Origin of the sequence: Microvirga arabica, from assembly GCF_016811235.1 — a bacterium.
GTDB lineage: Bacteria > Pseudomonadota > Alphaproteobacteria > Rhizobiales > Beijerinckiaceae > Microvirga > Microvirga arabica.
Genome location: NZ_JAFBID010000081.1, coordinates 1 through 26,673, shown reverse-complemented (window position 1 = coordinate 26,673; position 26,673 = coordinate 1). Strand labels below are relative to the sequence as shown.

At 64.4% G+C, this 26,673-nt stretch carries 28 protein-coding genes; 14 read left to right on the top strand and 14 right to left on the bottom strand.

What is annotated here, in order from left to right:
* Nucleotides 1-241: 241 nt before the first annotated feature.
* Nucleotides 242-1,060: an SDR family oxidoreductase gene (locus JQC81_RS26785; protein WP_203274846.1), complete on the top strand. Its 819-nt coding sequence runs from the start codon at nt 242-244 to the stop codon at nt 1,058-1,060.
* A 149-nt stretch (nt 1,061-1,209) separates the two neighbouring features.
* Here JQC81_RS26785 and JQC81_RS26780 read toward each other — a convergent pair whose 3' ends face one another.
* Nucleotides 1,210-2,139 (bottom strand): class I SAM-dependent DNA methyltransferase, encoded by a 930-nt coding sequence (locus JQC81_RS26780; protein WP_203274845.1) that lies wholly within the window; start codon nt 2,137-2,139, stop codon nt 1,210-1,212.
* A 108-nt stretch (nt 2,140-2,247) separates the two neighbouring features.
* Nucleotides 2,248-2,412: a hypothetical protein gene (locus JQC81_RS26775; protein ID WP_203274844.1), complete on the bottom strand. Its 165-nt coding sequence runs from the start codon at nt 2,410-2,412 to the stop codon at nt 2,248-2,250.
* A gap of 366 nt (nt 2,413-2,778) precedes the next feature.
* Between JQC81_RS26775 and JQC81_RS26770 the strand changes: the two genes are divergently transcribed.
* The 4 genes from JQC81_RS26770 (at nt 2,779) to JQC81_RS26755 (ending at nt 6,912) form a co-directional block, all read left to right on the top strand.
* On the top strand, nt 2,779-3,942 hold the full coding sequence (locus JQC81_RS26770; protein ID WP_246520684.1) for a ligase-associated DNA damage response exonuclease: 1,164 nt from the start codon (nt 2,779-2,781) through the stop codon (nt 3,940-3,942).
* Nucleotides 3,939-5,657, top strand: coding sequence for a cisplatin damage response ATP-dependent DNA ligase (locus tag JQC81_RS26765; protein WP_203274843.1), 1,719 nt, complete (start codon nt 3,939-3,941; stop codon nt 5,655-5,657). The genes JQC81_RS26770 and JQC81_RS26765 overlap by 4 nt, the downstream gene beginning before the upstream one ends.
* Nucleotides 5,658-5,659: 2 nt before the next feature.
* A complete protein-coding gene (locus tag JQC81_RS26760; protein ID WP_203274842.1) occupies nt 5,660-6,112 on the top strand; it encodes a secondary thiamine-phosphate synthase enzyme YjbQ in 453 nt (150 codons plus the stop codon).
* A gap of 128 nt (nt 6,113-6,240) precedes the next feature.
* Nucleotides 6,241-6,912, top strand: coding sequence for a response regulator (locus tag JQC81_RS26755; RefSeq protein WP_203274841.1), 672 nt, complete (start codon nt 6,241-6,243; stop codon nt 6,910-6,912).
* Between the two features lie 160 nt (nt 6,913-7,072).
* Here JQC81_RS26755 and JQC81_RS26750 read toward each other — a convergent pair whose 3' ends face one another.
* On the bottom strand, nt 7,073-8,014 hold the full coding sequence (locus tag JQC81_RS26750) for an alpha/beta hydrolase (protein ID WP_203274840.1): 942 nt from the start codon (nt 8,012-8,014) through the stop codon (nt 7,073-7,075).
* A gap of 94 nt (nt 8,015-8,108) precedes the next feature.
* On the opposite strand from JQC81_RS26750, the gene JQC81_RS26745 reads away from it, so the two are divergent.
* Both JQC81_RS26745 and JQC81_RS26740 read left to right on the top strand, forming a co-directional pair.
* On the top strand, nt 8,109-8,372 hold the full coding sequence (locus JQC81_RS26745) for a DUF6460 domain-containing protein (RefSeq protein WP_203274839.1): 264 nt from the start codon (nt 8,109-8,111) through the stop codon (nt 8,370-8,372).
* 8 nt (nt 8,373-8,380) lie between these two features.
* The gene (locus tag JQC81_RS26740) at nt 8,381-9,718 is read left to right on the top strand and encodes an MATE family efflux transporter (protein ID WP_203274838.1); all 1,338 of its coding nucleotides are present in this window, start codon (nt 8,381-8,383) and stop codon (nt 9,716-9,718) included.
* A gap of 9 nt (nt 9,719-9,727) precedes the next feature.
* Here the strand turns inward: JQC81_RS26740 and JQC81_RS26735 are convergent, their stop codons facing one another.
* Both JQC81_RS26735 and JQC81_RS26730 read right to left on the bottom strand, forming a co-directional pair.
* On the bottom strand, nt 9,728-10,813 hold the full coding sequence (locus JQC81_RS26735) for a quinone-dependent dihydroorotate dehydrogenase (RefSeq protein WP_203274837.1): 1,086 nt from the start codon (nt 10,811-10,813) through the stop codon (nt 9,728-9,730).
* A complete protein-coding gene (locus tag JQC81_RS26730) occupies nt 10,810-11,154 on the bottom strand; it encodes a DUF952 domain-containing protein (protein ID WP_203274836.1) in 345 nt (114 codons plus the stop codon). The genes JQC81_RS26735 and JQC81_RS26730 overlap by 4 nt, the downstream gene beginning before the upstream one ends.
* Nucleotides 11,155-11,308: 154 nt before the next feature.
* On the opposite strand from JQC81_RS26730, the gene JQC81_RS26725 reads away from it, so the two are divergent.
* Nucleotides 11,309-11,941: a S24 family peptidase gene (locus JQC81_RS26725; protein ID WP_203274835.1), complete on the top strand. Its 633-nt coding sequence runs from the start codon at nt 11,309-11,311 to the stop codon at nt 11,939-11,941.
* A 4-nt stretch (nt 11,942-11,945) separates the two neighbouring features.
* On the opposite strand, the gene JQC81_RS26720 is transcribed toward JQC81_RS26725, so the two are convergent.
* On the bottom strand, nt 11,946-13,667 hold the full coding sequence (locus tag JQC81_RS26720; RefSeq protein WP_203274834.1) for a lysine--tRNA ligase: 1,722 nt from the start codon (nt 13,665-13,667) through the stop codon (nt 11,946-11,948).
* A gap of 103 nt (nt 13,668-13,770) precedes the next feature.
* Entirely contained in the window at nt 13,771-14,586 is an 816-nt protein-coding gene (locus JQC81_RS26715; RefSeq protein WP_246520685.1) for a transporter substrate-binding domain-containing protein, read from the bottom strand.
* A 137-nt stretch (nt 14,587-14,723) separates the two neighbouring features.
* On the opposite strand from JQC81_RS26715, the gene JQC81_RS26710 reads away from it, so the two are divergent.
* Nucleotides 14,724-16,607 (top strand): glycosyltransferase, encoded by a 1,884-nt coding sequence (locus JQC81_RS26710; protein ID WP_203274832.1) that lies wholly within the window; start codon nt 14,724-14,726, stop codon nt 16,605-16,607.
* Here JQC81_RS26710 and JQC81_RS26705 read toward each other — a convergent pair.
* From JQC81_RS26705 to JQC81_RS26695, 3 genes are all read right to left on the bottom strand, one after another.
* Nucleotides 16,550-16,717, bottom strand: coding sequence for a hypothetical protein (locus JQC81_RS26705; protein ID WP_203274831.1), 168 nt, complete (start codon nt 16,715-16,717; stop codon nt 16,550-16,552). The genes JQC81_RS26710 and JQC81_RS26705 overlap by 58 nt on opposite strands.
* Before the next feature lie 65 nt (nt 16,718-16,782).
* The gene (gene recD2 / locus JQC81_RS26700) at nt 16,783-18,972 is read right to left on the bottom strand and encodes an SF1B family DNA helicase RecD2 (protein ID WP_203274830.1); all 2,190 of its coding nucleotides are present in this window, start codon (nt 18,970-18,972) and stop codon (nt 16,783-16,785) included.
* Between the two features lie 91 nt (nt 18,973-19,063).
* Complete coding sequence (locus tag JQC81_RS26695) at nt 19,064-19,735, bottom strand: trna delta -isopentenylpyrophosphate transferase (protein WP_203274829.1); 672 nt, start codon at nt 19,733-19,735, stop codon at nt 19,064-19,066.
* A 364-nt stretch (nt 19,736-20,099) separates the two neighbouring features.
* Between JQC81_RS26695 and JQC81_RS26690 the strand changes: the two genes are divergently transcribed.
* Nucleotides 20,100-20,750 carry a hypothetical protein gene (locus tag JQC81_RS26690; protein ID WP_203274828.1) on the top strand — a complete coding sequence of 217 codons (651 nt, stop codon included), beginning with the start codon at nt 20,100-20,102 and terminating at the stop codon, nt 20,748-20,750.
* Here JQC81_RS26690 and JQC81_RS26685 read toward each other — a convergent pair.
* The 3 genes from JQC81_RS26685 to JQC81_RS26675 are packed head-to-tail and all read right to left on the bottom strand — an operon-like array spanning nt 20,747 to nt 23,858.
* The gene (locus tag JQC81_RS26685; RefSeq protein ID WP_203274827.1) at nt 20,747-21,748 is read right to left on the bottom strand and encodes a metallophosphoesterase; all 1,002 of its coding nucleotides are present in this window, start codon (nt 21,746-21,748) and stop codon (nt 20,747-20,749) included. The two genes, JQC81_RS26690 and JQC81_RS26685, sit on opposite strands and share 4 nt — an antisense overlap.
* On the bottom strand, nt 21,745-23,565 hold the full coding sequence (locus JQC81_RS26680) for an AAA family ATPase (protein WP_203274826.1): 1,821 nt from the start codon (nt 23,563-23,565) through the stop codon (nt 21,745-21,747). The genes JQC81_RS26685 and JQC81_RS26680 overlap by 4 nt, the downstream gene beginning before the upstream one ends.
* Nucleotides 23,562-23,858, bottom strand: coding sequence for a hypothetical protein (locus JQC81_RS26675; protein ID WP_203274825.1), 297 nt, complete (start codon nt 23,856-23,858; stop codon nt 23,562-23,564). Before JQC81_RS26675 ends, JQC81_RS26680 begins: the two co-directional genes overlap by 4 nt.
* Nucleotides 23,859-24,150: 292 nt before the next feature.
* Between JQC81_RS26675 and JQC81_RS26670 the strand changes: the two genes are divergently transcribed.
* The 3 genes from JQC81_RS26670 to JQC81_RS26660 are packed head-to-tail and all read left to right on the top strand — an operon-like array spanning nt 24,151 to nt 25,479.
* Nucleotides 24,151-24,756: a hypothetical protein gene (locus JQC81_RS26670; RefSeq protein ID WP_203274824.1), complete on the top strand. Its 606-nt coding sequence runs from the start codon at nt 24,151-24,153 to the stop codon at nt 24,754-24,756.
* Nucleotides 24,757-24,761: 5 nt separating this feature from the next.
* Nucleotides 24,762-25,175: a hypothetical protein gene (locus JQC81_RS26665; RefSeq protein WP_203274823.1), complete on the top strand. Its 414-nt coding sequence runs from the start codon at nt 24,762-24,764 to the stop codon at nt 25,173-25,175.
* Nucleotides 25,176-25,203: 28 nt separating this feature from the next.
* On the top strand, nt 25,204-25,479 hold the full coding sequence (locus tag JQC81_RS26660) for a hypothetical protein (protein WP_190846296.1): 276 nt from the start codon (nt 25,204-25,206) through the stop codon (nt 25,477-25,479).
* Between the two features lie 78 nt (nt 25,480-25,557).
* On the opposite strand, the gene JQC81_RS26655 is transcribed toward JQC81_RS26660, so the two are convergent.
* Nucleotides 25,558-26,367 carry a class I SAM-dependent methyltransferase gene (locus JQC81_RS26655; protein ID WP_203274822.1) on the bottom strand — a complete coding sequence of 270 codons (810 nt, stop codon included), beginning with the start codon at nt 26,365-26,367 and terminating at the stop codon, nt 25,558-25,560.
* A gap of 217 nt (nt 26,368-26,584) precedes the next feature.
* Here JQC81_RS26655 and JQC81_RS26650 point away from each other — a divergent pair.
* The coding region (locus tag JQC81_RS26650; protein WP_203273471.1) for a single-stranded DNA-binding protein at nt 26,585-26,673 on the top strand (89 nt) is incomplete at its 3' end.

The following is a 26,673-nucleotide window of genomic DNA, read 5'->3' as shown; positions in this document are numbered from 1 at the left end:
CCGTTTCAACACCATCACTTTGAGGGACAGCCACCCCGCTCCGCTAGCTCGTGAGCGGCAGGCCCATTACGGCATCTGAGCGTGAGAGTGGATCCCCTTCCCTCGCCTCCGGCTCTCCGGGGATGACATCGGTGGCGGCGTTTCAGAACATGTGAAAGCTCTCCTTTGCCGCCTTGTCATCAGGCCCAGGATCGCCTCAGTTCAACCAACGCCAAAAGCGAGACCTGAGAGGACTAACGCCATGCCGCACGAGACCCAGTTCCAGAACACCGTCGCCGTCGTCACCGGAGGCACGCAAGGGGTGGGCGAGGCCATCGCCCGCACGCTGGCTGAGCGCGGCGCCAAGGGCATCGTGATCTGCGGCCGCAACGAGGAGCGCGGGCATGCGGTGGCCCGCGAGATTTCCAACCAGGGCTGCCACACGGAATTCGTGCGCGCCGACCTCGAGAGCGTCGAGGAAGCGCGCCAGGTCACCGCCAGGACCGACAGCGTCTTCGGGCGCGTCGACGTGCTGGTGAATGCGGCGGGTATCACCGATCGCGGCACGATCTTCGACACGAGTCCGGAACTCTTCGACCGCATGTTCGCGGTGAACGTGCGCGCGCCGTTCTTCCTGATGCAGGAAGCCGCCAAGATCATGCGGCGCGAAAAAATCGAGGGCGCGATGGTCAACATCCTGTCCATGTCGGCCCATGGCGGCCAGCCCTTCATCTCGGCCTATTGCGGCTCGAAGGGCGCGCTCGCGACGCTCACCAAGAACGCCGCCTTCAGCCTCATGCCCTGGCGCATCCGCGTGAACGGGCTGAACATCGGCTGGATGAACACGCCCGGCGAGGACCGGATCGTGCGTCTCTACCACGGCGCCCAGGACGGCTGGCTGGAGAAGGCCGAGAAGGAACAGCCCTTCGGCCGCCTGCTCGACCCCCGCGAGGTCGCCCGCGCCGTGGCGTTTCTCTCGTCACCTGAGTCCGGCATGATGACAGGCTCGATCATCGATTTCGACCAGTCAGTGCTGGGCTGCTACGAGAGCGCGCCGCATCCTTCGACGCCCGCCATATAAGCGTATTTACAAATACCACCTCATCCTGAGGAGCCGCTGCAAGCGGCGTCTCGAAGGAGGCTCCAGCGAGCACTGGACGATCCTTCGAGACGCAGACTACGTCTGCTCCTCAGGATGCGGACCGAGGGTATCTTCAGCTGTAGAAGAAATTACCGCTGCATCACGCATAGAAACCCGGGAACCGGCACGCCGCGATCCTCCCGGGTGGACACCCGCTCGAAGATCACCATCGTGAACCCCACCGCTTCCGCGAGCCCGCGCAAGTAGTCCTCGCTGTGCGCATAGCGCGCATCCTCGCCGAGGATGAAGCCCTCGCCCTCATGCGCCTGCACGGTGAAGGCGAAGAGCCCTTCGCGCTTCAAGACCCGGCGCACCTCCCGAAACGCCGCATCGAGCGCCGCCATGTAGACGAACACGTCGGCCGCCAGCACGAGGTCGGCCTCTGCCGTGGCACGGCTTGACAGAAACGCCACGAGCTCGCCCTCGTGCAGGGCATCGTAGAGCTTCGTCTTCTGCGCCTTCTCCAGCATGCCGGGGGAAAGATCGACCCCTTCAACGGAGGAGCACAGCCCGTCGAGCGCCTGCGCCATCAGGCCCGTGCCGCAGCCGAGGTCGAGGGTGAGACCGAAGCGGTAATCCCGGATCTGCCTGGAACAGGCGCGGCGAAGCGCATCGGCGATCAGCTCCGGCCCGCGATAGGCGAGGCTTTTCGTCAGATGCCGGTCGAATTTCGGCGCATAATCGTCGAAGAGCGCCCGCACATAGCCGTCCGTGATCGCCTCGTGCGGCGCCAGCGCTCCCAACCGTGCGAGATCGAGCCGTACACCCAGTTCATCGAAAGGCTCAAGGTCGAGCGCCCGGCGCAGGGCGCCCACAGCCTCCTCCCGGGCGCCGAGTTCGGCAAGCGCCCGCCCCAGCATCGCATGGGCGGCGGCGAAACCCGGCGCAAGCTCCAGCACCTGCCGGGCGAGATCCGCCGCGGCCTCGAAGTCGCGCTCGTCGAAGGCGGCACGGGCATATTCATAGCGGCGGTCGGCGCGATAATCGCCGGTGGATCGGACGTTCGGGGCAGGCGGCATGACCTGTGGATGCGGGAGAGCGGAAGGGCTGTCAATGGTGCACAGGCTGCAGTGTCATCCTCAAGCCAAGCGGAGTGCGGAAGGGGGATCCACTCACATGCGCTGTGACTATGAATTCTCTTCCCTTCGCTGACGCGTCCTGCCGGAAATGACACTCCCCTTGTCATGGCCGGGCCTGTCCCGGCCATCTCGACTGGAAGAGCGCTGCGTCTTTCGCAGCGAGATCACCGGCACATGGCCGGCGATGACGAAGGTGTGCAGGGTCGGCAGCATCGATGTTCTCATTTTGTTCTTGACTTCTGTCCTAAGCTCGGCCATAGCTATGGACATCCTCGTCCGATGAGGGGCGCGCTCGCGAGGCGTCGCAGATGCGGAACGGGGAGCGGTCCTGCCGCAGGCCTCGCAAGCCTGTGATCGCAGGTGGCCGATCTGGTATGCCTCCAGGTCCGCTGAAACAAACCGCGCGTGACGAGCAGTCTGGCTCTCACCTTCCACACCATAGCATCGAGCCGGGCTGCCCTACGCGCCACCCTCGATTTCACCATAGGCTCGCAGCCCACTGGCTGCGGGCCACAAGGTGCTGGCTCGGCGTTATCCCTCAACCTGACATCACCAAGCCGGACCCTATATTCTGAACCCATGGCGCTGCGTTCCACCGACATCCTCACCCAGACCCTGCAAGGGCTCTACTGCCCCCTTGGCGACTTCCACATTGATCCGGTCCGGCCCGTGAAGCGGGCCCTGATCACCCATGGCCATTCGGACCATGCGCGGTCGGGCCACCGCTCCGTCATGGCGACCCGGGAAACCCTGCGCATCATGGGCGTGCGCTACGGCGAGGATTTCGCGGGCTCGACTCAAGAAGCAACCCTGCGGGAAAGCATCCGCGTCGGCGACGTGACCGTGCGCTTCACGCCGGCGGGCCACGTGCTGGGTTCGGCGCAAATCACCATCGAGGCCGGGGGCACAAGGGTCGTGGTCTCGGGCGACTACAAACGGGCCGAGGACCCGACCTGCCTGCCCTATGAGGTCGTGCCCTGCGACGTGTTCATCACCGAGGCGACCTTCGGCCTGCCCGTGTTCCGCCATCCCGACACGCGGGCGGAGGTGCGCAAGCTCCTCGATTCCGTCGCCCTGTTTCCCGAGCGCGCCCATATCGTCGGCGCCTATGCGCTCGGTAAGGCGCAGCGGGTCATGGCGCTCCTGCGCGAGGAGGGCTACGACCAGCCGATCCATCTTCACGGCGCCATGGAGCGCCTGACCGAGCTTTATAAATCCGAAGGCATTCCGCTCGGCGAGACGCCGAAGGTCGTGGCCGCCGAGCGGTCCAAGCTCGCCGGCGCGATTGTGATCTGCCCGCCCTCCTCCATCCAGGATCTCTGGTCGCGCCGCTTTCCCGATCCCGTCACCTGCTTCGCCTCCGGCTGGATGCGGGTGCGGGGGCGGGCCCGGCAGAAGGGCGTGGAACTGCCGCTGGTGATCTCCGACCATTCCGACTGGGACGACCTCTGCCGCACGATCCGAGAGACCGGCGCCGGCGAGGTCTGGGTGACGCACGGGCAGGAGGACGCGCTGGTCCATTGGTGCACCACCCACGGCATCAAGGCGCGCCCCCTGCACATGCTGGGCTACGGCGACGAGGGCGAGGCGGAGGAGGCCGCACACCCTCCCCTTGAGGGGGAGGGTCGCGAGCGCAGCGAGCGGGGTGGGGTGGAAACGCCACCGTCGGAAAGCGACGGCGCCGATCACCCCACCTCGGCTCTTCGAGCCGATCCTCCCCCTCAAGGGGAGGATATGCCATGAACCGCTTCGCCGCCCTTCTCGACCGCCTCGGCTACGAGCCCCGCCGCAACGCGAAGCTGCGGCTGCTGACCGATTACTTCCGCCATACCCCAGACCCGGACCGCGGCTATGCGCTGGCTGCCATGACCGGCGCGCTCATGTTCAAGGAGGCCAAGCCCGGCCTGATCCGCGGCCTCGTGGAGGAGCGGACCGATCCGGAGCTGTTCCGGATGTCCTATCACTATGTGGGCGACCTCGCGGAGACTGTGGCCCTGATCTGGCCCGCTCCGGGGCATGAGAGCGTGGCGCCCGTCGACGGCACGCCTACCATCGGCCACAACAACCCACCGCCGCACGTGCCGACGCTCACCGAGGTCATCGAAACGCTGGCGACCACCAGCAAAAGCGACCTGCCGGCCCGGGTCGCCGGGTGGATGGACGCCCTTGATGAAACGGGACGCTGGGCGCTGATCAAGCTCATCACCCGGGAGCTGCGGGTCGGCGTCTCGGCGCGCCTTGCCAAAACCGCCGTCGCCCAGCTCGGGGGGATCGAGCCCGACGAGGTCGAGCTGGTCTGGCACGGGCTGGAGGCGCCGTACGAAGACCTGTTCGCCTGGGTCGAGGGCCGGGGCGAGAAGCCCGAATCCAGCAACCCCGCCCCGTTCCGCCCCTCCATGCTCTCGCATCCGCTGGAGGACGAGGACTTTGCGAAGCTCGAGGCATCCGAGTTCCTGGCTGAGTGGAAATGGGACGGCATTCGCCTTCAGGCCGCGTCCGGCCACGGCAGCGACGGGCGCCCGGTGCGGCGTATCTATTCCCGCACCGGCGAGGACGTGTCCCGCGCCTTTCCCGACCTTGTGGAGGCGCTCGATTTCGAGGGGGCCATCGACGGCGAATTGCTGATCGTGCGCGAGGGCCGGGTGCAGACCTTCAACGTGCTCCAGCAGCGCCTGAACCGGAAGGCCGTGACCCCGAAGCTGATCGCCGAGTTCCCGGCTCACCTGAGGGTCTACGACATCCTGTTCGAGGGCGAGGAGGATCTGCGCCCCCTGCCCTTCGCCGAGCGGCGCCGGCGCCTGGAGGCCCTCGTCGCCCGGCTCGGCGATCCGCGCATCGACCTCTCGCCCATGGTGCCCTTCGAGACCTGGGAGGAGCTTGCCGCCGCCCGGGCTGATCCAGCCTCCGTCGGCGCCGGCCCGGATGCGGATGCCATCGAGGGCTGCATGGTGAAGCGGGCCAGCAGCCCCTACCTGCCCGGCCGCCCGAAGGGCTACTGGTACAAGTGGAAGCGCGACCCTTATCTCGTCGATGCCGTGATGATGTACGGCCAGCGCGGCCACGGGAAGCGCTCGTCCTTCTATTCCGATTACACCTTCGGCGTCTGGCGCGACGGCCCGAGCGGCGAGGAGCTGGTGCCGGTGGGCAAGGCCTATCACGGCTTCACCGACGAGGAGCTGGTGAAGCTCGACCGCTTTGTCCGCAACCATACGGTCAAGCGCTTCGGCCCGGTCAGGGAGGTGGAATACGGCAAGGACAAGGGACTGGTGCTGGAGGTGGCCTTCGAGGGGCTGCAGCGCTCGACCCGGCACAAATCGGGCGTCGCCATGCGGTTTCCCCGCATCAACCGCATCCGCTGGGACAAGCCTGCGGCCGAGGCCGACCGGATCGAGACCTTGGAGAAGATCCTGGAGCGGGGCGAACAGGAGGTTCATCCGTTGAAGGATCAGGAGGCCTGAAGATGCTGAACGTGGAAACCCTCTCGGAAGCGAGCGTGACCCAGCAGGTGAACGGCCGGCTCGTGGTGGAGACCGAAGGCCTGGGCTTTACCGAGATTACGGAGCCTCTGTCGCGCTGGGTGTTCGGCACCGGAGTCCTGAACGGCCTCCTGACGGTCTTCTGCCGCCACACCTCGGCCTCGCTGCTCATCCAGGAGAACGCCGACCCGGATGTGCGCCGGGACCTGCTGACCGCCCTCGACCGGCTGGCACCCCGCGAGGCCGGCTATGTCCACTCCACGGAAGGTCCGGACGACATGCCGGCCCATATCAGGACCATGCTGTCCGGGGTGTCCTTGAGCATTCCCGTGGTGGACGGCCAGATGGTGCTGGGCACCTGGCAGGGCGTCTATCTGGCCGAGCATCGGGACCGGCCGCATACCCGCGACCTGATCGTCCATTTGATCGGAGCGTAATCCACATGATTAGATGGGCTGCCTCCGTAGATTCCCGTAGAATAGCGGAGAATGACGTTTCCAGCCTTGCCATTTCCCGAAGGAAGCGGCTAAGGCACAAGGCAAGCGTCTCGTGGGAGTAGGCACACGTGCAGAGTCAGTCCACCACGATCATCATTGCCGACGACCATCCGCTGTTTCGCGGCGCCTTGAGGCAATCCGTTGCCTCCATCATGCCCCAGGCCCGGGTGATGGAAGCCAGCGGCATGGATGAGTTGAACGCCACCCTCTCGCAGGAACGCGACGTCGACTTGATCCTGCTCGACCTGACCATGCCGGGCGTCCAGGGCTTTTCCGGCCTGATGTCGCTCCGGGCGCAATTCCCCGAGCTGCCGGTGGTGATCGTGTCCGCCACGGAGGAGCCCACGGTGATCCGCCGCGCCATGGATTTCGGCGCCTCCGGCTTCATCCCGAAATCCATCGACATCGACAGCATCGGGGGTGCCATCCAGGCGGTGCTGGCCGGCGACACCTGGACCCCGCCGGACGTGGACCTCTCGGCCACCGAAGACGCGGAAACCGCCGATCTTGTCCGTCGCCTTGGCACCCTCACGCCGCAGCAGGTGCGCGTGCTGACCATGCTGTCCGAGGGCCTGCTCAACAAGCAGATCGCCTACGAGCTTGGCGTCTCCGAGGCCACCGTGAAGGCGCACGTTTCCGCCATCCTCGACAAGCTCGGCGTGGACAGCCGCACGCAAGCCGTCATCGCCGCCTCAAAGATCGGCGTCACCCAGCGCCCCTCCCAGGCTGGGGCGGATTAAGCAGTAGCCAAGAAACTCAACAAGAGCCTCATCCTGAGGAGCAGCCGTCAGGCTGCTCCTCAGGATGAGGCGTCTCCAGTGCATGCTGGATCATCCTTCGAGACGCCTGCTATGCAGGCTCCTCAGGATGAAGGTGAGGTGTCCCGGAAGGCTGGCAGACTCAAAGACGTTCGATGAACCCATCGATCCGCGACAGAGCCTGCTCGGCAAGCGCACTGTCGAAGCGGATGAACACGTGTGCGCCGCCCGGCCAGACCGCGAGTTCCGCCTTGTTGCCGGAGGCGACCCAGCGGGATGCCATGAACAGCGTGTCGTCCAGGAGCAGGTCGCGGGTTCCCACCGAGAACAGCGCAGGCGGCATCCCCGTCAGGTCGGCATAGAGCGGCGAGATGGCCGGATCGCGCCGGTCGAGGTCCGGGCCGCAGAAATTGTCAGCGAAAACCTTGACCCCAGGCGTGTTCAGGATGAGGGGCTCCTCGCCCCAATTGGCGGCGCTCGGAGTCAGGCTGACATCGTAGCAGCCGGCGAAGAGGTTGGCTCCCCTGAACGGCTTGAGATCGTGCTTGTCGCGAAGGCGCAGCAGGGTCAGGGCCGAGAGATGCGCACCTGCCGACTCGCCGCCGATGAAGAGGCGCGAGGTACCGAAGCGGCTTTCCGCCTCCCGGATCAGCCAGAGGGCGGCCGCCTCACAATCGTCGGGGCCGGCCGGGAACGGATGCTCGGGCGCCAGCCGGTATTCCACCGACACGACTGCGAGGCCGCACCGCTCCGCCAGCCGGTCGAGCCAGGGATCCTGCTCGTCGGCGGTGCCGATGGTCCAACCGCCGCCATGGATATGGAGATAGGCCCCCCGCGGGTTTTCCGGGGCGATGATGCGCAGCGGAAGCGGCCCGCCCGGCCCGTCGATGGTGATCGCCTCAGCCCTGCTGCTCAGGGGCATGAGCGGGAAGGCTCCAAGACCCTTGCGCCTGTTCTCCCGGATCAGTGCGGGAGGCGCCTCCCAGTAGCGGCCGAGCTTCGAGAGCTTGGCCACGATCTCGGCATTCTGGGCGCGGATCTCCTCGCTGACAGCGGAGGGATCGAAGAGGGCGGGGTCGATCATGCGAAACTCGGGTTGGGTTGCGTTCGTCGCCGGCCCCTGCGATGAAGCACACGCAAAGCTCAAGGTCCATTACGCTTTCTGACGAGATGAGTGCATGTCCAACCTGAACCGTTTCCTCGGCGGCTCCCCCGGCTCGGTGCTGGTGAAGCTGATCTTCCTGTCGCTCCTCGTCGGCGCGTTCCTGGCCTTCCTCGACATCACGCCCATCGGGCTGATCGAGGGCCTGTTCAACTGGATCGCCTCCGTTCTCGATCTCAGCTTCGAGACCGTGCAGGAGGTCGGCCTCTGGATCCTGTATGGCGCCGTCATCGTGGTGCCGCTCTGGCTCATCTCCCGCCTGTTCGGCAGCCGGCGCTGAGGCCCGGGATGGACGGCGCACCGAGCACGCAGCGGCTGGACATCTCCCACTACCGCATCCTGGCGCTCGCGCTGCCGATGACCCTGTCGCATGTGACGACGCCCCTGCTGGGGCTCGTCGACGCGACGGTGATCGGGCGGCTGGGTGAGGCGCATCTCCTCGGCGCGGTGGCGCTCGCCGCCGTCATTTTCGACTTCGTGTTCTGGAGCTTCGGGTCGCTCCGCATGGCGACTGCCGGCCTCACGGCCCAGGCGACCGGCGCCGGCAACCGGCACGAGGTCGACGTGACGTTGGCCCGTGCGTTTCTGGTGTCGGCGGTCACCGGTCTCCTGTTGATCCTGTTGCAATGGCCGATTGCCGCCATGGCCTTTTCCATGGCGGGCGCCAGCGAGGCAGTGACCGAGGCGCTCTCCACCTACTTCTTCATCCGCATCTGGGCCGCTCCCTTCACCCTGGCGAACTACGTCATCCTCGGCTCCACCCTGGGACGCGGCCGCACGGATCTCGGCCTGTTCCTGCAAGTGGCGATCAACGTCATCAATATCGGGCTCACCATGGTGCTGGTGCTCGGCCTCGACCTCGGCATCGCCGGTGCGGCTATCGGCACGGCGCTGGCCGAAGTGCTGGGCGTGGGCCTTGGCATCGTGGTGCTGCGCCGGCTCGGCTCAAATCCGCTCGCCGTCACATGGGCGGAGGTGCTGAACCGGGCCGCGATGCTGCAGACGCTCGCCATGAACCGGGACATCATGATCCGCAACGTGGCGCTGATCCTCGCCTTCTCGATCTTCAGCGCCCTGGGCGCGCGCTCCGGGGACGTGACGCTGGCCGCGAATGCGGTGCTCTACAACATGTTCCTGATCGGCGGTTATTTCCTCGACGGCTTCGCCACCGCGGCCGAAACCCTGTGCGGGCAGAGCATCGGCGCCCGCGACGAGCGCAGCTTCCGCCGCGCCACCCGCTTGAGCCTGGGATGGAGCCTCGGCTTCGGTCTGGCCGTATCGGCGCTGTTCCTGATCGCCGGCGGACCGTTCATCGACTTCGTGTCGACCAATCCGGACGTGCGGGCTTATGCACGCGACTACCTCGTCTTCGCGGCCCTCACGCCCTTCCTGGGCGCCGCCGCCTTCGCCTTCGACGGCATCTACACAGGTGCGACCTGGACTCGGTCCATGCGCGACCTGATGGTGATCGCCTTCGTGGCCTATGCCGGCATTCTTCTGGCCGCCGGCAGCCTCGGCAACACGGCGCTGTGGATCGCGCTGCTCGCTTTCCTGAGCGCCCGAGGCCTGGGGCAGTTCATCCTCTATCCGAGACTGGCGAGAAAGACCTTCGCCAGCCTCGCATGAGTTTGGATCTCAGAACTCTCCCCTGGCGATCGCCGCAGCATCGCGGCCGAGCGCCTGCGCCAGCGAGGTCTTCTCGCCTGCGAGCGTCTGCACCAGACCGCTCTTGATGTCACCGACGAGGCCGGGCCCCTTGTAGACCATGGCCGAGTAGAACTGCACGAGGCTGGCCCCGGCGCGGATCTTCGCCCATGCGGTCTCCGCGGAATCGACGCCGCCGACGCCGATGAGCGGGATCTTGCGCTCCACGCGCAGGAAGGTCTCGGCCAGAAGCCTTGTGGAAGGAACGAACAGAGGCTTTCCCGAGAGACCGCCCGTCTCCGAGGCCAGGGCTTTTTCCTGCAGGGTGTCCGGCCGGGCGACAGTCGTGTTGGAAACGGTGAGCCCGTCGATACCGCGCTTCAGCGCCGTAGCCACGATGGCATCGAGCGTGTCGAGCGAAATATCGGGTGCGATCTTCAGGAGAACGATCGTCTTATGCCTGCCCTTCTCCGCCTTGTCCCGGGCCTCGATGCTGCGCGCGAGAAGATCGTCGAGGAACGCTTCGCCCTGCAGATCGCGCAGGCCCGGCGTGTTGGGCGAGGACACGTTGACGGTCAGAAAGTCGGCAAGCCCGCACAGGCGCTGGATGCACAGCACGTAATCGGCCACGCGGTCGGCGGAATCCTTGTTCGCCCCGATATTGACGCCGACGATGCCCGGCCGCCCGCGACGTTGCGCCAGGCGCCGGCATGCGGCATCGAGCCCGTCGCTGTTGAGCCCGAAACGGTTGATCACCGCTTCGTCTTTGGCGAGACGGAAAACGCGCGGACGCGGGTTGCCCTCTTGCGGCTTCGGCACGACGCCGCCGAGTTCAACGAAGCCGAATCCGAGACCAAGAAGCTGATCCGGCACTTCGCATTGCTTGTCGAAGCCTGCGGCAAGCCCGACCGGATTGGGGAAAGTCCTGCCGAACACATCCACGGAAAGGCGGGCATCGTCGGCCGGCGCAGGCATCACCGGCATCAGCGACAGGCCCCTGATCGTCAGCTGATGCGCGGTCTCGGCATCGAGTGCATGCAATGCAGGCTTTGCGAGGGAAAACAGTGCGCCGATCATGCGTCAAGATCCGGAAAGATGTGGTGGCCATCCTGGCCGAGAGGCAGCGGCTTTACCCATCTCACCGCCGACAAAGGCAGATGAGCGTAAAGGTGCGGGAACAGATCTCCGCCACGGGAGGGCTCATAACGCAGGTCAGGCCCAAGTGAGTCGGCATCGATGGCGACCAGCAGGAGGTCGCTTTGGTCTGAGAAGTGTCTAGCGGCCGTCTCGCGGACCTGCTCGGCAGTTGAGAAGTGGAGGTACCCATCTTGGATATCGATGGGCGCTCCAGCGAAGAAACCGGCCTTTTCAGCCTCGCGCCAGAGCAGTTCCGGGCAGATTTTGTAGATCGTGCGCATGATAATCCGATTACGCGTGCGTCGCTTCAGGAGCAATCCTGATTAGACATATTGTCTCAAGAGGCGGGATCCCATTGTCTATGCCTTAGAACAATCTTAATTCCTAATCATAGGTTCGCTTTCAGTTATTCGCTTCTCGCGAAGGTTTTTTACGATGTTGTCCCACGAACGCGTTTGGGCTGCTATCGATGCGTTAGCATCACGTCATGGCATGACCGCATCGGGCCTCGCCCGCAAGGCCGGTCTCGATGCAACAAGCTTCAACCGATCGAAACGTGTCAGTCCGGAAGGCCGCGAGCGCTGGCCCTCGACGGAGTCGATCTCGAAAATCCTAAAGGCGACCGGCGCGACGCTTGAGGATTTCCTGCGCCTCGTCGAACCCTCCGGCTCCCTGCGCCGCTCCATGATCCCCCTGATCAGCATGGAGGAAGCAACGTCCGCAAAGATCCTCAACGAGGATGGCACGCCGACGGAAGGCGCAGGCTGGGACGAACTCGAATTTCCCGACTTCGGCCAGGAGAAGGTGTTCGCTCTCGAGGTTACAGGCGACACGCTCGCGCCGCTCTATCGGGATGGTGATGTGCTCATCGTTTCGCCCACCGCCAGCACCCGCAAGGGCGACCGGATCGTGGTGTGCACCACGAACGGGCAGATCCTGGCCAAGGAGCTGAAACGCCGCTCCGCCAAGACCCTGGAGATGACCTCCCTCGTGAAGGACCAGGAGGATCAGGCGATCGCCACCGAGGAGATCGCCTGGACGGCCCGGATCATGTGGGCACGGCAATGAGCCGTTAGGCTGCGCGATCCTTCAAGAATGCTTCGTGCTCGCGCACGAGATCACCGTTGAGTGCCTTCCGGATTAGCGCCCGACTTTCCTTCACGCCATAGAGCGCAACGAACGAGCCGAAGCGCGGACCGCGCGGTTCGCCGAGCAGCACCTGATAGATCGTGTTGAACCACTCGATGGACACGCCCGGACGCTCGGGTGTCGCGCCCTTGGCCTTGAAGTCCTGGTAGCGCGGCTCGGCGCGGCCGACATTGTAGATCTCGTCCTGGATCGCCTCGGCTGTTGCCGGACGCTCTCCCGACTCGAAGGATCCAAGCACCTCGTCGAGCCGCCGCAAGGATGCAGCCTCGACCTCGTCCGCCAGACGATAGGTCTTCTGCGGCTTCACGAAATCCTCGAAGTAGCGCACGGCGCGCTGTGCGAGGCTGTCGAGGCGCGGGTGGGTCTCCGGCGACACGCCCGGCGCATAGCGGCGGATGAAGCCCCAGAGCACCGACGGGTCTTCGGAATTCGCCACCGCCACGAGGTTGAGGAGCATGGAGAAGGAGATCGTCGTGCCCGGCTGGTTGGAGCCCTCCGACGACACCAGCTCGGGTGCCGGCGGTTCGCCCGCATGCAGATGCCAGACCGGGTTCATCAGGCGCATCTTCGCATCCTGCGCCGGGAACTTCTCCAGGAAGGTCAGGTAGTCGTCCACCTGCCGCGGGATCACGTCGAAATGGAGCTTCTTCGCCTCGCGCGGCTTGTTGAACATGAAGAGCCGCAGGCTGTCGGGCGTGCCGTAGGTGAGCCACTCATCGATCGTGAGACCGTTGCCCTTCGACTTCGAGATCTTCTGGCCCTTGTCGTCGAGGAAGAGTTCGTAGTTGAACCCGTCCGGCGGCAGGCCGCCGAGCGCCTTGGCGATTTCGCCTGAGAGCTTCACGCTGTCGATGAGATCCTTGCCGGCCATCTCGTAATCGACACCGAGCGCCACCCAGCGCATGGCCCAATCGGGCTTCCACTGCAGCTTGGCATGACCGCCGGTGACCGGGGTCTCGAAGCGCTCACCCGTCTCAGGGTCACGCCATACGATGGTGCCGGCGTCCAACTTGCGCTCGTCGATCGGCACCTGCATTACGATGCCGGTCTTCGGGTGGACGGGGAGGAACGGCGAATAGGATTGCTGGCGCTCTTCGCGCAACGAGGGCAGCATGATCGCCATTACGGCATCGTAGCGCTCCAGCACAGTGAGCAGAGTCTTGTCGAACTTGCCGGTCTTGTAGCACTCGGTCGCCGACATGAACTCGTAGTCGAAGCCGAAGGCATCGAGAAATTCCCGCAGACGTGCATTGTTGTGGTGCGCAAAGCTCTCATGCGTCCCGAACGGGTCCGGCACCTGGGTCAGGGGCTTGCCGAGGGCGGATGCCACAAGATCCTTGTTCGGGATGTTGTCCGGCACCTTGCGCAGGCCGTCCATGTCGTCGGAGAAGGCGACGAGGCGTGTCGGGATGGTATCGCCTGTCAGCACCCGGAAGGCGTGCCGCACCATGCTGGTGCGGGCCACCTCGCCGAAGGTGCCGATATGCGGCAGGCCCGAGGGGCCGTAGCCCGTCTCGAACAGGGCCTCCTTCTTACCCGTCCGTTTGAGCCGTTCGACCAGCTTGCGCGCCTCCTCGAAAGGCCAGGCGGTGGCAGTCTGGGCGGCTTCAATCAGAGCGGGATCAAGAGACAGGGTTCGAGACATGGGCCTAGTGCTTAAAGGAAATGCTTCCAGAAGCGCGGCACACTAGGGATGAGACCCGCGAGGGTCAATGCGGTAAACCCAACCCTTGATGGCTCGGAAAGCCTCAGTAAGGGCTCGTCGGGAAGAAGCGCAGGTAGAGCTCGGCGTATTTCCCCTCCCGCCAGAGTTGCTGGAGCGCGAAATCGAGCGCCCGCCGCAGGGCTTCGTCCTCCGTGCGGGTGATGAAACCGATGCCCTCGCCGAAAAAGCGGCTTTCGAGATATGGACCGCCAGAGAAGTCGCAACATCCGGCGGATTCCTCGCCGCCGATCCAGAGGGCAAGCCCAAGGGCATCGGCGAACAGGTAGTCGATCTCACCGGCTTTCAGGGCAGTCTGCGCCGCCGCCAGCTCCGGGTAGGGCTTGAGGGAGGCTCCTCCCATGAAGGCCTTGGCGTAGGCCTCGTGGGCCGTCCCACCGACCACGCCGAGATTCTTGCCCTGCAGGGCCTTCGCGTCCGGTGCCGGCTGGTTCTTGTCCCTGCGCACGGCAAAGCGGGCCGGGATCTTGAAGTAGGGGCCGGTCACAGCATAGCCCCGGCGCAGATCGGGCGTGATCGGGATGGCAGCCGCCACCACGTCGCCCTGCTTCTCGTTGAGGGCATTCAACAGCGTATCGAAGCGGCGTACCTGGACCGTGCAAGTTAGCCCTAAGCGTTCGCAGGCGGCCCGGGCGAGTTCCACCGACAGACCGGTCGGGCTGCCATCAAGGCCCGGAAAGTGGAGCGGCGGGAAATCGTCGTCGACCAGAAAGCGGATCGTACGCGTTGCCGGCAGTTCCGGGCGCTCAAGCAGCGTTCTGGGATCCCAGAAATTCGGGATATTCACCCCTTGAGCCTGAGCCGCGCTAGCCGTGAGCGCAAAAATCAGGACCGGAACCATCCCGGCGTACCCGAAGGGCTTGATCTTGCGGGAAAAACAGGCAACCAATGTAACGATATTTAGAACCATCGAGGCGACATTCTCTTGCTCTTGGCTTTGCGCTGCTCAGGAATGCCCCCAGGAAGCACCCGACGCTCATGAGGCAGGGTCTAGCGGACGAGGCCGCACAGTCAACAGCGCTGCCGGTCGAGATCGGATTTCTCAGCAGCCATGGGCATGCACCCGAGGCCCTGTGGCAGGCTGCCATCTTCGCCCAGGCAGCCGGTGTCTCGCCCGATGAATTCCTCATCAGAGAAGGCTTGGTCTCCGAGGATGATTTCTACCGGGCTCTTGCGGCCGAACTCGGCCTGCCGTTCTTGGCAATCCCGCGCCTGTCACCGGAGGTCCGCTATCCTGACAGCGTCCTGGCAGGCCTTGCCCCTCTGGCCGGGGCAAGGCCGAACTTCGTGGCGGCGCCGCGCGGCCCTGCCTTGGCGGACCTTCTCAAGACCCGCCGCCTGCATCGGCTGCTCGCCATCACCACGCCGACCCGGCTGCGCGAGGCGGTCTTTCTGGCCCGAAGTCCGCTGATCGCCCGGCGGGCCGCACATGATCTCGCCGACAAGGCCCCTCACTTGGCAACCGATGTCAGCTACCGGCAGATCGCCGTTCTTTTCGTGGTTCTGACGTTGATTGTGTTCGGCCTTGGGTATGCCCCCGGGCTGAGCACCGGGATCCTGGGCGCGCTCATGGGCCCTTTGTTTCTCAGCATGATCGTTCTCCGGATCGCAACGGCATCCCTGAACAATCCTGTCGAGCCCGAAGATCATGCAATCCGCATCGAGGACGCGGACCTGCCCGTCTACACGATCATCGCAGCCCTTTATCGGGAGAAGCGCGTCGTTGCCCGCTTCATTGAAGCCGTCTCGCGGATCGACTACCCGGCTTCCAAGCTCGACATCAAACTCGTGCTGGAAGCCGATGATCAGGAGACCCTGGAGGCTCTCCGCTCCATCGTTGTTCCGCGCAATGTCGAGATCCTTATCGCACCTCCAGGCGAGCCGCGCACGAAACCTCGCGCACTCAATGTCGCCCTGCCGCTGGCGCGAGGCCGCTATACGGTGATCTACGACGCCGAGGATGTGCCCGATCCGGGACAGCTGCGCCTGGCCGTGTCGCGCTTCGCCGAAGCGCCGCCACGTGTGGCCTGCCTGCAGGCGCGGCTCACCATCGACAACACGGATGACACTTGGCTCACGCGGCTCTTCACCATCGAGTACGCGGCCTTGTTTGACGTATTCAATCCAGGGTTGGCGGAGGTCGGCAGCCCTATCGCCCTCGGCGGCACCTCAAACCATTTTCGCACCGCCGTGCTGCGGAAGGTCCATGGCTGGGATGCCTGGAATGTCACCGAGGATGCCGATCTCGGGATCCGCCTCGCCCGGCTTGGCTATGAGGTGAAAGATCTCCCCTCCTCCACCCTCGAGGAGGCACCAGGCACGCTCCGCCTCTGGATGCGGCAGAGGACGCGGTGGATGAAGGGCTACGTGCAGACTGCCGCGAGCCATACGCGCAGGCCTTGGATCATGCTCCATCAGCTCGGGATCTGGCGCTTCTCCGGCGCCCTCGCCCTGACCTGGGGAACCGTGCTCAGCGCACTCGTCTATCCGCTCTTCACCGGGCTTTATGTGGCGTCATGGCTTGCAGGGCCGGAACAGACTCCCGAGCTTCGCTGGACGGCGGCATTCAAGGCTTATGCCCTGACGCTCTTCCTGTCCGGCGCAGCCTCAGTCTTCATCCCCACCTGCGTGGCCCTGCAACGGCGCAGGCTCTGGCGCCTCATGCCCTGGCTCCCGCTGCTGCCGTTTTATTACGGCCTCGTCAGTGTTGCAGCCTGGAGAGGCTTATGGGAGCTGGCCATCGCGCCGTTCCGCTGGAACAAGACAAGCCACGGTCTTGCCCGCACCTCGCGGGCCGGGCTGCTTCAGAAGCACCAGGCTAGCCCGGCGGTCACCAGATCGTTGAAAACAGCGCCGCCATAGCGCCACCACAAGATACCGCCGGAGGCGACCAGGCACAGGACCGCTGCCGCGACGAGGCCCACGCGGGCCCGCCGCTCCTGCCGGTCGGTGTGTTGGGTCTCTGTGGCCATCGCCTGCTCCAGAGGGTGCTCCTGCAGGAGCAGATATAGAGCGCTTTGGCCTTTGGCGGAAGAGATCAGGTCTCAAGCCAGTTCCTGAGCCGGGACAGGCGCGGCTCCTCTTCCGAACCAACGGCCTGCACGAGCGCGGCCCGGCTGCCGACGAGGATCACCAGACGGCTTGCCCGTGTCACTCCCGTATAGAGAAGCTTGCGCCGCAGCATGGACGCCTGCTGCAGGGCAACCGGGATGACCACGGCTGGATACTCGGAGCCCTGCGCCTTGTGGATCGTCACAGCGTAGGCCAGGGCCAGCTCGTCGAGTTCCTGAAGGGAATAGACGACCAGTCTGTCGTCAAAGGCAACGGTGAGTTCGCCGTGATCGCGGCGGACCTCGCGCACGATGCCGACCTCGCCGTTGTAGACGTCACGCTCGTAATCGTTGCGGACCTGCATGACCTTGTCGCCGGGCCCATAGCTCCAGCCAGCCCGGTGCAGGCTCTCGAGGCCCGGCGGATTGAAGAGCTGCTGCAGTTCCCCGTTCAGCATGTGCGTGCCGAGACGTCCGCGGTTCATGGCGCACAGCACCTGCACGTCGCGCACGGGATCGAGCCCGAACCGCCGTGGGATCCGGTCACGGATCAGGATGGTCATCTTGGCCATGGCCTCAGCTGGCGTATCGGCTTCGACGAAGTAGAAATCGGAATCCGCCTGATGTCCGAGATCGGGCACCACGCCGCGGTTGATCGCATGCGCTACCGTGATGATGCGGCTCTCCCGCTCCTGCCGGAACACCTCCCTCAGATGCACAACAGGAACGGCGCCGGATGCGATGATGTCGGACAGGATCTGTCCCGGTCCGATGGAGGGCAGCTGATCCACGTCGCCGACGAGAACGAGCGACGCTTCATCCGGCAGCGCTCGCAGCAGCGCGGCCATCAGCCGGATGTCCAGCATCGAGGCCTCATCGACCACGAGAAGGTTGCAGTCGAGCGGCATCTTCGCATTGCGGCGGAAGCCGCCCTCAGACGCCTCCAGCAAGCGGTGGACGGTCTTGGCCGGAAAGCCCGTGCTTTCCGACAGCCGCTTCGCAGCCCGCCCAGTCGGAGCGCAAAGAGCAATGGTCAACTCATGCCGCGCACACAGATGGGTCAGGCTTCGGATCAGCGTCGTCTTGCCGACGCCAGGTCCACCGGTGACCACGAGCACCTTCGAGCGGCATGCGGAGGCCAGGGCCTCGCGCTGGCTCGGCGAGTAGGACACGCTGATGGCGGCTTCAGCCTCGGCGATCACCTGCGCAGGGTCGAATTTGTTCCAGGGGTGCTGCCCTTGCGCGATCTCCTTCAGGCGCTGCGCGATGAAGAGTTCGGCGCCGTAGAGGCTCTTCAGGAAAACATTGCGTCGTCCGTCGAGATCGTCCGAGACGAGGTGGCCTGCCGCACATTGCGCATCGAGCACAGGCTTCAACTCCGCTTCAGGCACCTCAAGCAGGCGGCTCGCCAGCCTTAGCAAATCTTCCGCCGGCAGCCCGGAATGGCCTTCCTTCACGGCGTCCGAGAGAATTTGAGACAGACCGGCCTGCAACCTGATCGCAGCGGTGGGTTCCACGTCGAGCTGCAGCGCCACCTGGTCGGCGAGTGCGAACTCAAAGCCTGCAATGTCGAGCACAAGCCGGTAAGGATTGGCCTTGATGATGTCGATGGCGCCGACGCCATAAGCGCGGTAGATGCGCGTGAGGAGAAAGCCGCCGATGCCATGGGCATTGAGAAAGGCGGCAATGTCCTTCAAGGCGCGGTGCTCGGCCCAGGCCTCGCCGATGCTGAGTGCCTTGGACATCGCAATGCCATGCACGCGCGTCAGCTCATGCGGCTTCGTCTCGATCACATCGAGAATGCGCGCGCCGAATGATGAAATCAGCCTTTGGGCGAGGGAAGGCCCGACGCCTTTCAGAAGGCCGGAACCGAGAAAGCGCTGCAGGTCCTCCGCGGTGGTCGGCGCTGAGGTCATCAGCTCGCTCGCACGGAACTGAACACCGTGGTTGCGGTCGTGCAGCCATCCGCCGTTTGCGTCGACAACCTCGCCGATGGCCACCGAGGGCGCATGCCCCACGACGACAACGGGCTTGCGGTGCCCGCGCGCCTTGACGCGCAGCACGCAGAATCCGGTTTCATCGTTGTGGAACGTCACCCGCTCGATGGAGCCGACGAGATGTTCGGAGAGGGACAGCGCTTCCTGATCGGAGGCAGCCATGGTGGAGGATTTCGGCATCGATCAGCGTGACCACCAGCGCCGGGACGCCACGGGCAATATGAAAAAGGCGAGACGGCTTATCCCGTCTCGCCCATGATCGCAGCGAAAATTAGGCCGCCTTCTTGGTCGGCCAGCCGAGTTCGACGAGCCGTGCCTTGGCGTAGTCGCGGATCTCGTCGCGGATTCCCTCCGGCAGATCGGCGAGAACCTTCTGCGTGTCGGCATGGAGCATCAGGTCCGTGACCGCATTGATGGTCTTGGCCTTCTTGATCTTCGCCCTCAGGTCGTCCTCGACCTTGCCATCGGAGGCAGCAGCCTCGACCCTGCTCTTCTGCTGCTGAGGCTCGGTCTTTTCGAGTTCCACATGCGGATCGGCAAAGCCTAGGCGGCCTTGCTTGAACTCATCCGCCTCTTCCTCGGAGTACACGTAGCCGTGCAGTTCGATGAGCTTGAGGATCACGCGGTCCTTCGCGCGCTTCTCGGCCATGGCATAGACATAAGCCGCCTGCTTGCCCGAGACACGGTAGTTCACGCCGATCAGCGCCTCGCCGATCGACCACTCGACGCGCTCGCCCATGCGGCCGGTGACCTGTATCACCGCCTCGTCGCGCTCAGCGCGGATGATCTTGGGCTCGTCGAAGACCACATTCGCTTGGGCGGCAATCCGCTCAAGCGTCTTGTGGTAGATCACGGCCGTTCCCTGGACCCGCCAGACATTGCCGGCCATCGGCTCGCCGAACTTGGCCAGCACCTCGGAGATTTTCTTATCGGTCGTATTCATCCTCGATCCTAACTTCTATCAGGGCCCGCACATCGGCTCACGCTCTTGTCGAAATCGTCTTCTGCGGCAGGCGTGTTCATTTTTTGTTCTATACCAAATTTAGGCTCTCAGGTCCAATCTGGAGACATCGAACAAAAGGATTTAGCCCTTTTAGTACAGTGACTTATATGGTGTGCCATTTTGTCTCAACGGCCGACCTCCGTCTCTCGAATCATGTGCTTCAAATGTGCCTTCACAGGAAACGTCATGATTTGACCATAACTGGCATGTTCTATATATGTTCTCATCAGTCAGGATGTAAGCCTATGCCGCATGTCTCGAGGCGGCCTGACTGCTCGTCGCAACCGCCACCCTGGAGGACCGGATGTCCGCGCAAGCGATCCTCGACCTTTCGGATCGACGCCCCGCCCGCCGTGGCGGCGCCCGCCGGGCTGCCAAGCGCCCGGCGACACCGCTCACGCGCAATGCCCTCATTGCGGACTTCCTGGCGATCTGCGAACTCGATGCGGACGTCGAGTCCCTACGTGCGCCGGCCGATCCGGCAACCTTCGCCATCGGCGACGAGAACGTGGAGCATGTGGCCGATTTCGAGATCGTCCGCGACGGCTCGGCTTATCTTGTTGATGTGGTGACCGATGACGATCTGCTGAACCACCCCCTGCGCGCCGCATCGATCCACGGCATCACCGCCGCCGACGAACGCCCTTTCCTGATCGAGACGGCAGCGAGCATCCGGACGGAGCCGCGCTTCACCACCATGCGCCTGATCATGGCCTGCAAGCGCACGCCGGTGACGGCGGGCGACCGGGTGCGCATCCTGCATCAGCTCGACGAACTCGGCACCATGCGGCTCGTCGATTGCGCCAGCGCCGTGATGAACACGCAGGATGGTGTCGCGGCTGTTCTGGCGCTCGCCTGCGAGGGCTTGGTGGCCGTCGATATCAGCCGCCCCATCCTGCCCGAGACGCAGGTGCGCCGGCGCCGCCTGCCGTTTGCCGATCCGTTTGCCTTTTAAGACTGCGCCGCGTGGCGCTCCACCGCCTCGCCGAGCAGCGAACGCACGATGGCACGCACCGCATCCGAGGTGCTGTCGGCGGCAAACTTCGCCTCGATCTCATCGCGGATGATCGAGCCGTCGCCGCTGCGCTTCAGCTCGGTCGATGACTCCGCTTGAAGCAGGGTGACGAAGGCGCTCTCCACCTCGCGCGCCACCAGCGCTTCATCGGCCGCATCGACCACCCGTCCCGTGAGATCGAACACGTTGCTCTCGAAGGGCAGCGCCTGCGATTCCAGCGCTCCGCTGCCGTCAAGAATCCAGGCGCGCGGCACGTGATCCACGAGATCGATGGATTGGCGCGTGATGTTGCCGGGGTTGAGCCAGCGGGTGCGGCCCGCAAGAACGGCCTTCTGCGTCTTGTGAATGTGTCCGTTAATCAGCACATCGCAGCCTTCCACCGCGAAGGGTGGAACGGCACCCGGATAACCGCCATCGAAGGAGATGTCGTGATGCGTGAACCACGCCTGAAGATCGGTGCCTGAAAAGGAGCCGCGCGCATCCGTGGGAATAGCCTGGCCGTAGGGCGTCATGCCAACGCCGATCCGCCTTTCTCCAATCTGGAATTCGGCCACAGGAGCAGATGTCGCCACCACGTCGACAACATCGCACAACCCAAGCAGCGCCAGCGAGTCGCTGTCGGTGAGCGTCGTGTGCTGAATGTCGTGATTGCCCACATTGACGAGGGGCCGGTGACGGAAGCCTTTCAGGATGCGGATGAGCTGGTTCTTGAGCGCCACATCGGTTTCGACTGGGCGATCGAAGAGATCGCCGAGAATGACAACCGCGAGCTGCCGCTCGTTGGCGATCGAAACGCAGCGCTCCAGCTTGCCCAGCACGGCTTGCGGCCAGATCGCATCCTTGCGCCGCCCGGGCCGCCGCGAGCCCACATGCGGATCCCCGATCACGAGAATGCCGTTGCAGGCAACAGGGGCGAGACGATCTCCGGTCAGGATCATGCGGTAAGCCGCTCCGTAGGCGAATGGGTGTGGTGGTCGAGCAGGGTCTCAGGCTTCACGGGCGAGCCGCAGGTGGGGCACAGCCCGCCGGTTTCCTCGACGAGGCGCGCCATCTCAGCCTGAAGGGATGTCAGCCCCTCGTCGACCTGAGTCATACGGCTTCGGGCGATCTGCGAGGCCGCAAGAAGATCGTTCATCCGCTTGAGAATATTTTGTGCCGAAGCGGTGTTTTCAAGGGTCGGCACGGCATCCGGCAAGCCATGCAATGCCGTCAGACGCGACTGGCTGCGCTTCAGATCACGACCGAGCTGCAGCACCTGCCGCCCGATGCGCTCGCGTTCCCGGGCACGCTCCACCGCACGGGTGAGATCGGCAAGCCGCTCCGCCGGGGGAAGCATCTCGGTGATGCGGGCGCGCGCCTCGGCCGTTGTCAGCCTATTGCGGGTCGTGGCAAGCTGTGCCGCATGGCTCTGAAGCCGCTCCAGCCGCGCGGCTTCCGTAGCCAGGCGTTCCGCCTGCCGGCGCACAGCGATGAGCTTTTCCTTCAGCAGCTCGAGTTCGGTGAGCCCGTCGAGCGTCTCGCTGAGCGCGATCAATTCCCTCTCGCCATTCCGCACAAGGTCGTTGTCACGGCGGCAGCGCTCGCGGTGGATGACGAGCATGTCGCGGATATAGCCCGCCTCCTGGCCGATGGAGAGCACGGCCGAGCGGCGCGAGGGCGTTTCGCCGAGCAGGAACACGGGGAATTTCTGGTGCGCGATATGGACGTCGAGATCCTCGACCTTGCGGATGCGGATGAGATCGGCGACCCAATCCGGCACAGCGCGCCCGCCGGTCTCGTAGCGCATGCCCCGCTCCTCGACGACGGAGCCGTCTGCCTCATGCAGCGACCAGGTGTTGACGGGCGAGCGGCGCGGCTGGCGCGTGAAGCGCAAGGTCCGCTGCCCGGCCACACCGATCTCCACCATGGCGGCTTTCGCGCCGGCGCGCACGAGACTGTCACGGGCCTCGCCATAGAACACCGCACGAAGTGCCCGAATGAAGGTGGACTTGCCGCGGTTGTTCGGCCCGATGAGCGCGTTGACGCCCGGGCCCAGATGCAGGGTCGCATCCGTGTAGGCCTGCACGTTGACGAGACGGATGAAGCGCAAGCCCGGCTGCGTATCATCCCAAAGCTGGCCCGTGTCGGCGGACACCACCTCGACGCCGGTGGCGGGCTCGCCGGCGATGCGCGCGATGTGGAACTTGCCGGAGAACTGCGACAGGTCATGGTGCGAGACCGCCAGGCACTGCACGCCGAGCCGCGCAGCGCCGTCTTCCAGCACCGTATAGAACGATGAGACGCGCTCCGGCGCGATCCAGCAATCCGCCTCGTCCAGCGCCAGGAAGCGCGCCACATCCGCTTTGACCACGGCGATCAGGCGCAGCGCCATGCCTATCACATTGGTGAGCGCGCCGCCGTTGTCCTCCAGCACGTCCTCGAGCGAGCCATCGGCACGCCGCACACAGATGTCGAGGGAAGCCAGCCCCCGCTCAGTCGAGAGTTCCAGCGCCACGGGCTTCTCGCCCGGCAGAACCTCCTGCACGAGCGCAGTCAGCAGCGTCTCGAAGGCCGACAGGCTGCGGCGGCTCGCCGAGCCGTGCACGGCCTCGATGAAAGCTTCCACCTCGTCCTTGACCGCGAGACGCCCCTTGGCGAACTCGATCTCGCGCGTGAGCTCATCGACCCGTGTGCGGATGGCATCGCGCCGCCCTTCGAGGCGCGCGAGCAGCGCTTCCGCGCGGGTGACATCATGCGTGGCGGGCGACAGGATCAACGCTCGTCTCCGAGTTGCCTGAGGCGCGCCTCGACCTCGCGTAGGGCGACGCCGAACTCCTCGGCGAGCTGGGCATTTCGTGCCTGGGCTTCATCGATCAGGCTTTGAATCTGCGCCTCGTCGTCGGTGCCAAGCTCGGCCTTAGCAAGCGCGCGCGCTTCGTCGAGTTCACGCGACAGACGCTCCACCTCGCCCTCTGCACGGATGCGCTCCGCCCGCAGCTTGTCGAAGGTCTTGCGCATCTCTTCCAGGCGGCGGAGCTGGTCAGTCTCAAAGCGTGACAGGCTGGTCATGGAATCGCGGCTCCGCGGCAAGTGAATGGTCGAGCTTCAGTTATCGTCAGCGATATTTCGTCGCAACGACTTCGCCTCTTTTTGGTCTGGATCAGGGGCGATGTCTTCAATCCTGGTACCCGACCCTCCACATAGTATCCGTTACTCCAAGATTACAGTCTCAAACAGCGGACTTTGCTTGACACAGCACACTCCGAGGTTATGTTCTTGGTTTGTTCACATCATCTGTATGCGTCGCGGATGTGACCTCATTAGGGCAGTGCTGAACGGCCCTTCGCACAAGGATCTCGTGATGAGCGCCATGACGGAAGAGCGACCGATCTTCGAGAACGAGGAATGGCTCCTGAGCGAGGGCGGCCTCGAGCACAAAACGACCGGCTATTTCATCGACCGCGAGAGTCTCGGCCAGCGGCGCGAGGACGGCCTGTGGTCGTGGCCGCTGCACATGGCGGAGAAGAGCTGGTGCGGCATGCAGCCGTTCTCGGAAGCCTTCACCTGCGCCCTCTCCGTCTTCGGCCTCAGTGCAGGCGTGGAGTTGGCGCAGAGCCTGAAGGTGGCGCGCTGCGAAGTCTCGCCTTGGCCGAAGGCCGCGCGAGCTTATGCCGGCTCGGTTCCGGCGGTCCCGCGCACCTTGCGTCCGCCGGCCGCAAACCCCATCTTAGTGAAGCCGCGCTCCTCGCATAAACCCCTGAATGGTCAAGGTTTTCGGAGCTCGGCTAATGCCTGGCGCATTCGCACCGAACTGGGTGCGCGCCTCGTTCTGAAGAACCCGCGTCAACGTTCCGAACGCCTGAACCCGGCCCGTGAAGCCAGCCACTCCTGGCAGGCGCCGCGTCGGATTCGAAAGACTGGAACGAAGCTCGTTCGGCTGCTGCAGGCGGCCTGGAACATACGGTGAGAGAAATGCCGAGCTTTGGGCTTGAAGAGATCATGCGCAACGGCGCAAGCGCTTTTCAGGGCGACATCTCCGGTGCGGAGACGCCGGCGCCCGAAACGGCGGATGAGTTTGCGCAGCATGTGATCGAGACGATCTGCCATGCCAGCGTCACGCCAGCTATCGGCCGCCGCACGTTCGAGCGCTGCATGCGCGCGCTGAGCTTTGGCTCTACGTCCCGCGTGGGCTTTCGCCACCCAGCGAAGGCCGAGGCGATCGACCTGATCTGGCGCGAGCGTGAGCGGCTGTTTGGCGAATACACGACAAGCCCAAACAAGCTGCGTTACCTCGCAACGCTGCCCTGGATCGGCCCCGTGACGAAACACTCCCTGGCCCGCCGGCTCGGCGTCCATACCGAGCATGGGGAACGGGCCGTTGCTTAAGACGAACAACAAGAAGAGGTATCAACCCATGGCTAAGGTTCGCGCAAGCGATGTCGGCTTCTGCGTTGTCGACGGCAACGCCAATGTCATCGCAGACAATCTCGTCCACCGCATCCGCGAAGCCGCCGCGGAAATGGAGAGCCAGGTCAACCGGCTCTACCGGGGACGCAGGGCTTACGATCTCGAGGCCGGCACTACGGACGATCTCGAAAAGGCCATCGAGCAGCTCACCTACATGGCGCGCACCCTGCGCGAGGTGAAGAACGAGCAGTCGAAGGTGGTCTATCTGCAAGCGGCCGAGTAAACTCTATTTTCCTCCCCATAGCGGCGATTTCCCATCGCCGCTATTTTCGTATCCGCCGGTGCTCTGAGCTGATCGCCGTTATGCTTTGACAGCGCTGATGAACAGCACAAGAGGCGCATGCTGATACCAGCGGTTCAGCCATGCGTGCTCGCGTGCCAGCTTCTCGCTTGGCCGCGGCTCCTCCATCTTCACAATCCGAAAACCTGTTTCAGTGATGGCGTTGACGTAGCCGGAAAGGGTCCGCGGGAAGCGCGGGACCTCGAAAGGCTCGTCATAAGCAACAAGCTTCGCCGTCGCGGGACGCCTGCCGAACCGCCAGCGCTCGGCGAAGGGTGCCTCCTCAAAATACCGGCCGACAAGCAGTCCCTGGTAGGCCCCTTCTTCGTTTGTCAGCCACTGGAGGGCAGGCGTGATGAAGCAGGGACGCAGAATGCTGAAGCACAGGATCCCGCCAGGCTTCAGAACCCTGCAAGCCGCACGCATGGCAGACGGAAAGTTCGGGCTGTCCATGAGCGCCATGGTGGATAAAGCGCAGTCGAACTGCTCGTCGGCAAAGGGCGAGAGCTCGTTGAAGGAGCCGACTTCGTAAGCGATGCCGAGAGGCTCTTCTGCCTCCTTCTGGCGGGCGCGTTGGATCATCTCACGAGAGAGATCGATCCCGGTCATCATCCCACCGCGTTGCGCGAAGCGGCGCGTGTTGGTGCCTTCGCCACAGCCGAGATCAATGACCTGCTGCCCCGCAATGGACGGCATGAAGTCCAAGAACGCCGGCAAGGTATAGAGCTCGCGGTAGAAGTCGAACCCAGCCCGCACCTCCTCCGTCCAAAGGGCCGCATCGCGATCCCACGCGGCCGCGACAGCTGCCTCGTTCAAGATATCGTCGGTCATGGCAGGCTCCCGAACCTCAGCTTGGCTGCTCCCGTTTAGCCCACCTGTCAGGATCCGGAAACTGTGAAACATCAACTCATCTCTTGTGTTTCACCTGGAACAAATGTAGAACAATAGGTGATGCCCACCTTGGGGCAGGAATGTGCAACCGACCTGAAAACGTGCGGCATTCTCTCATGCCCCAGCTGTTCAGGAGAGATGAAGTGGAGAGGCCATTATGGCTGGATCTGTGAACAAGGTGATATTGGTGGGCAATCTGGGGCGTGACCCTGAGGTTCGTCGCCTGGGAAGCGGGGATCCTGTGGT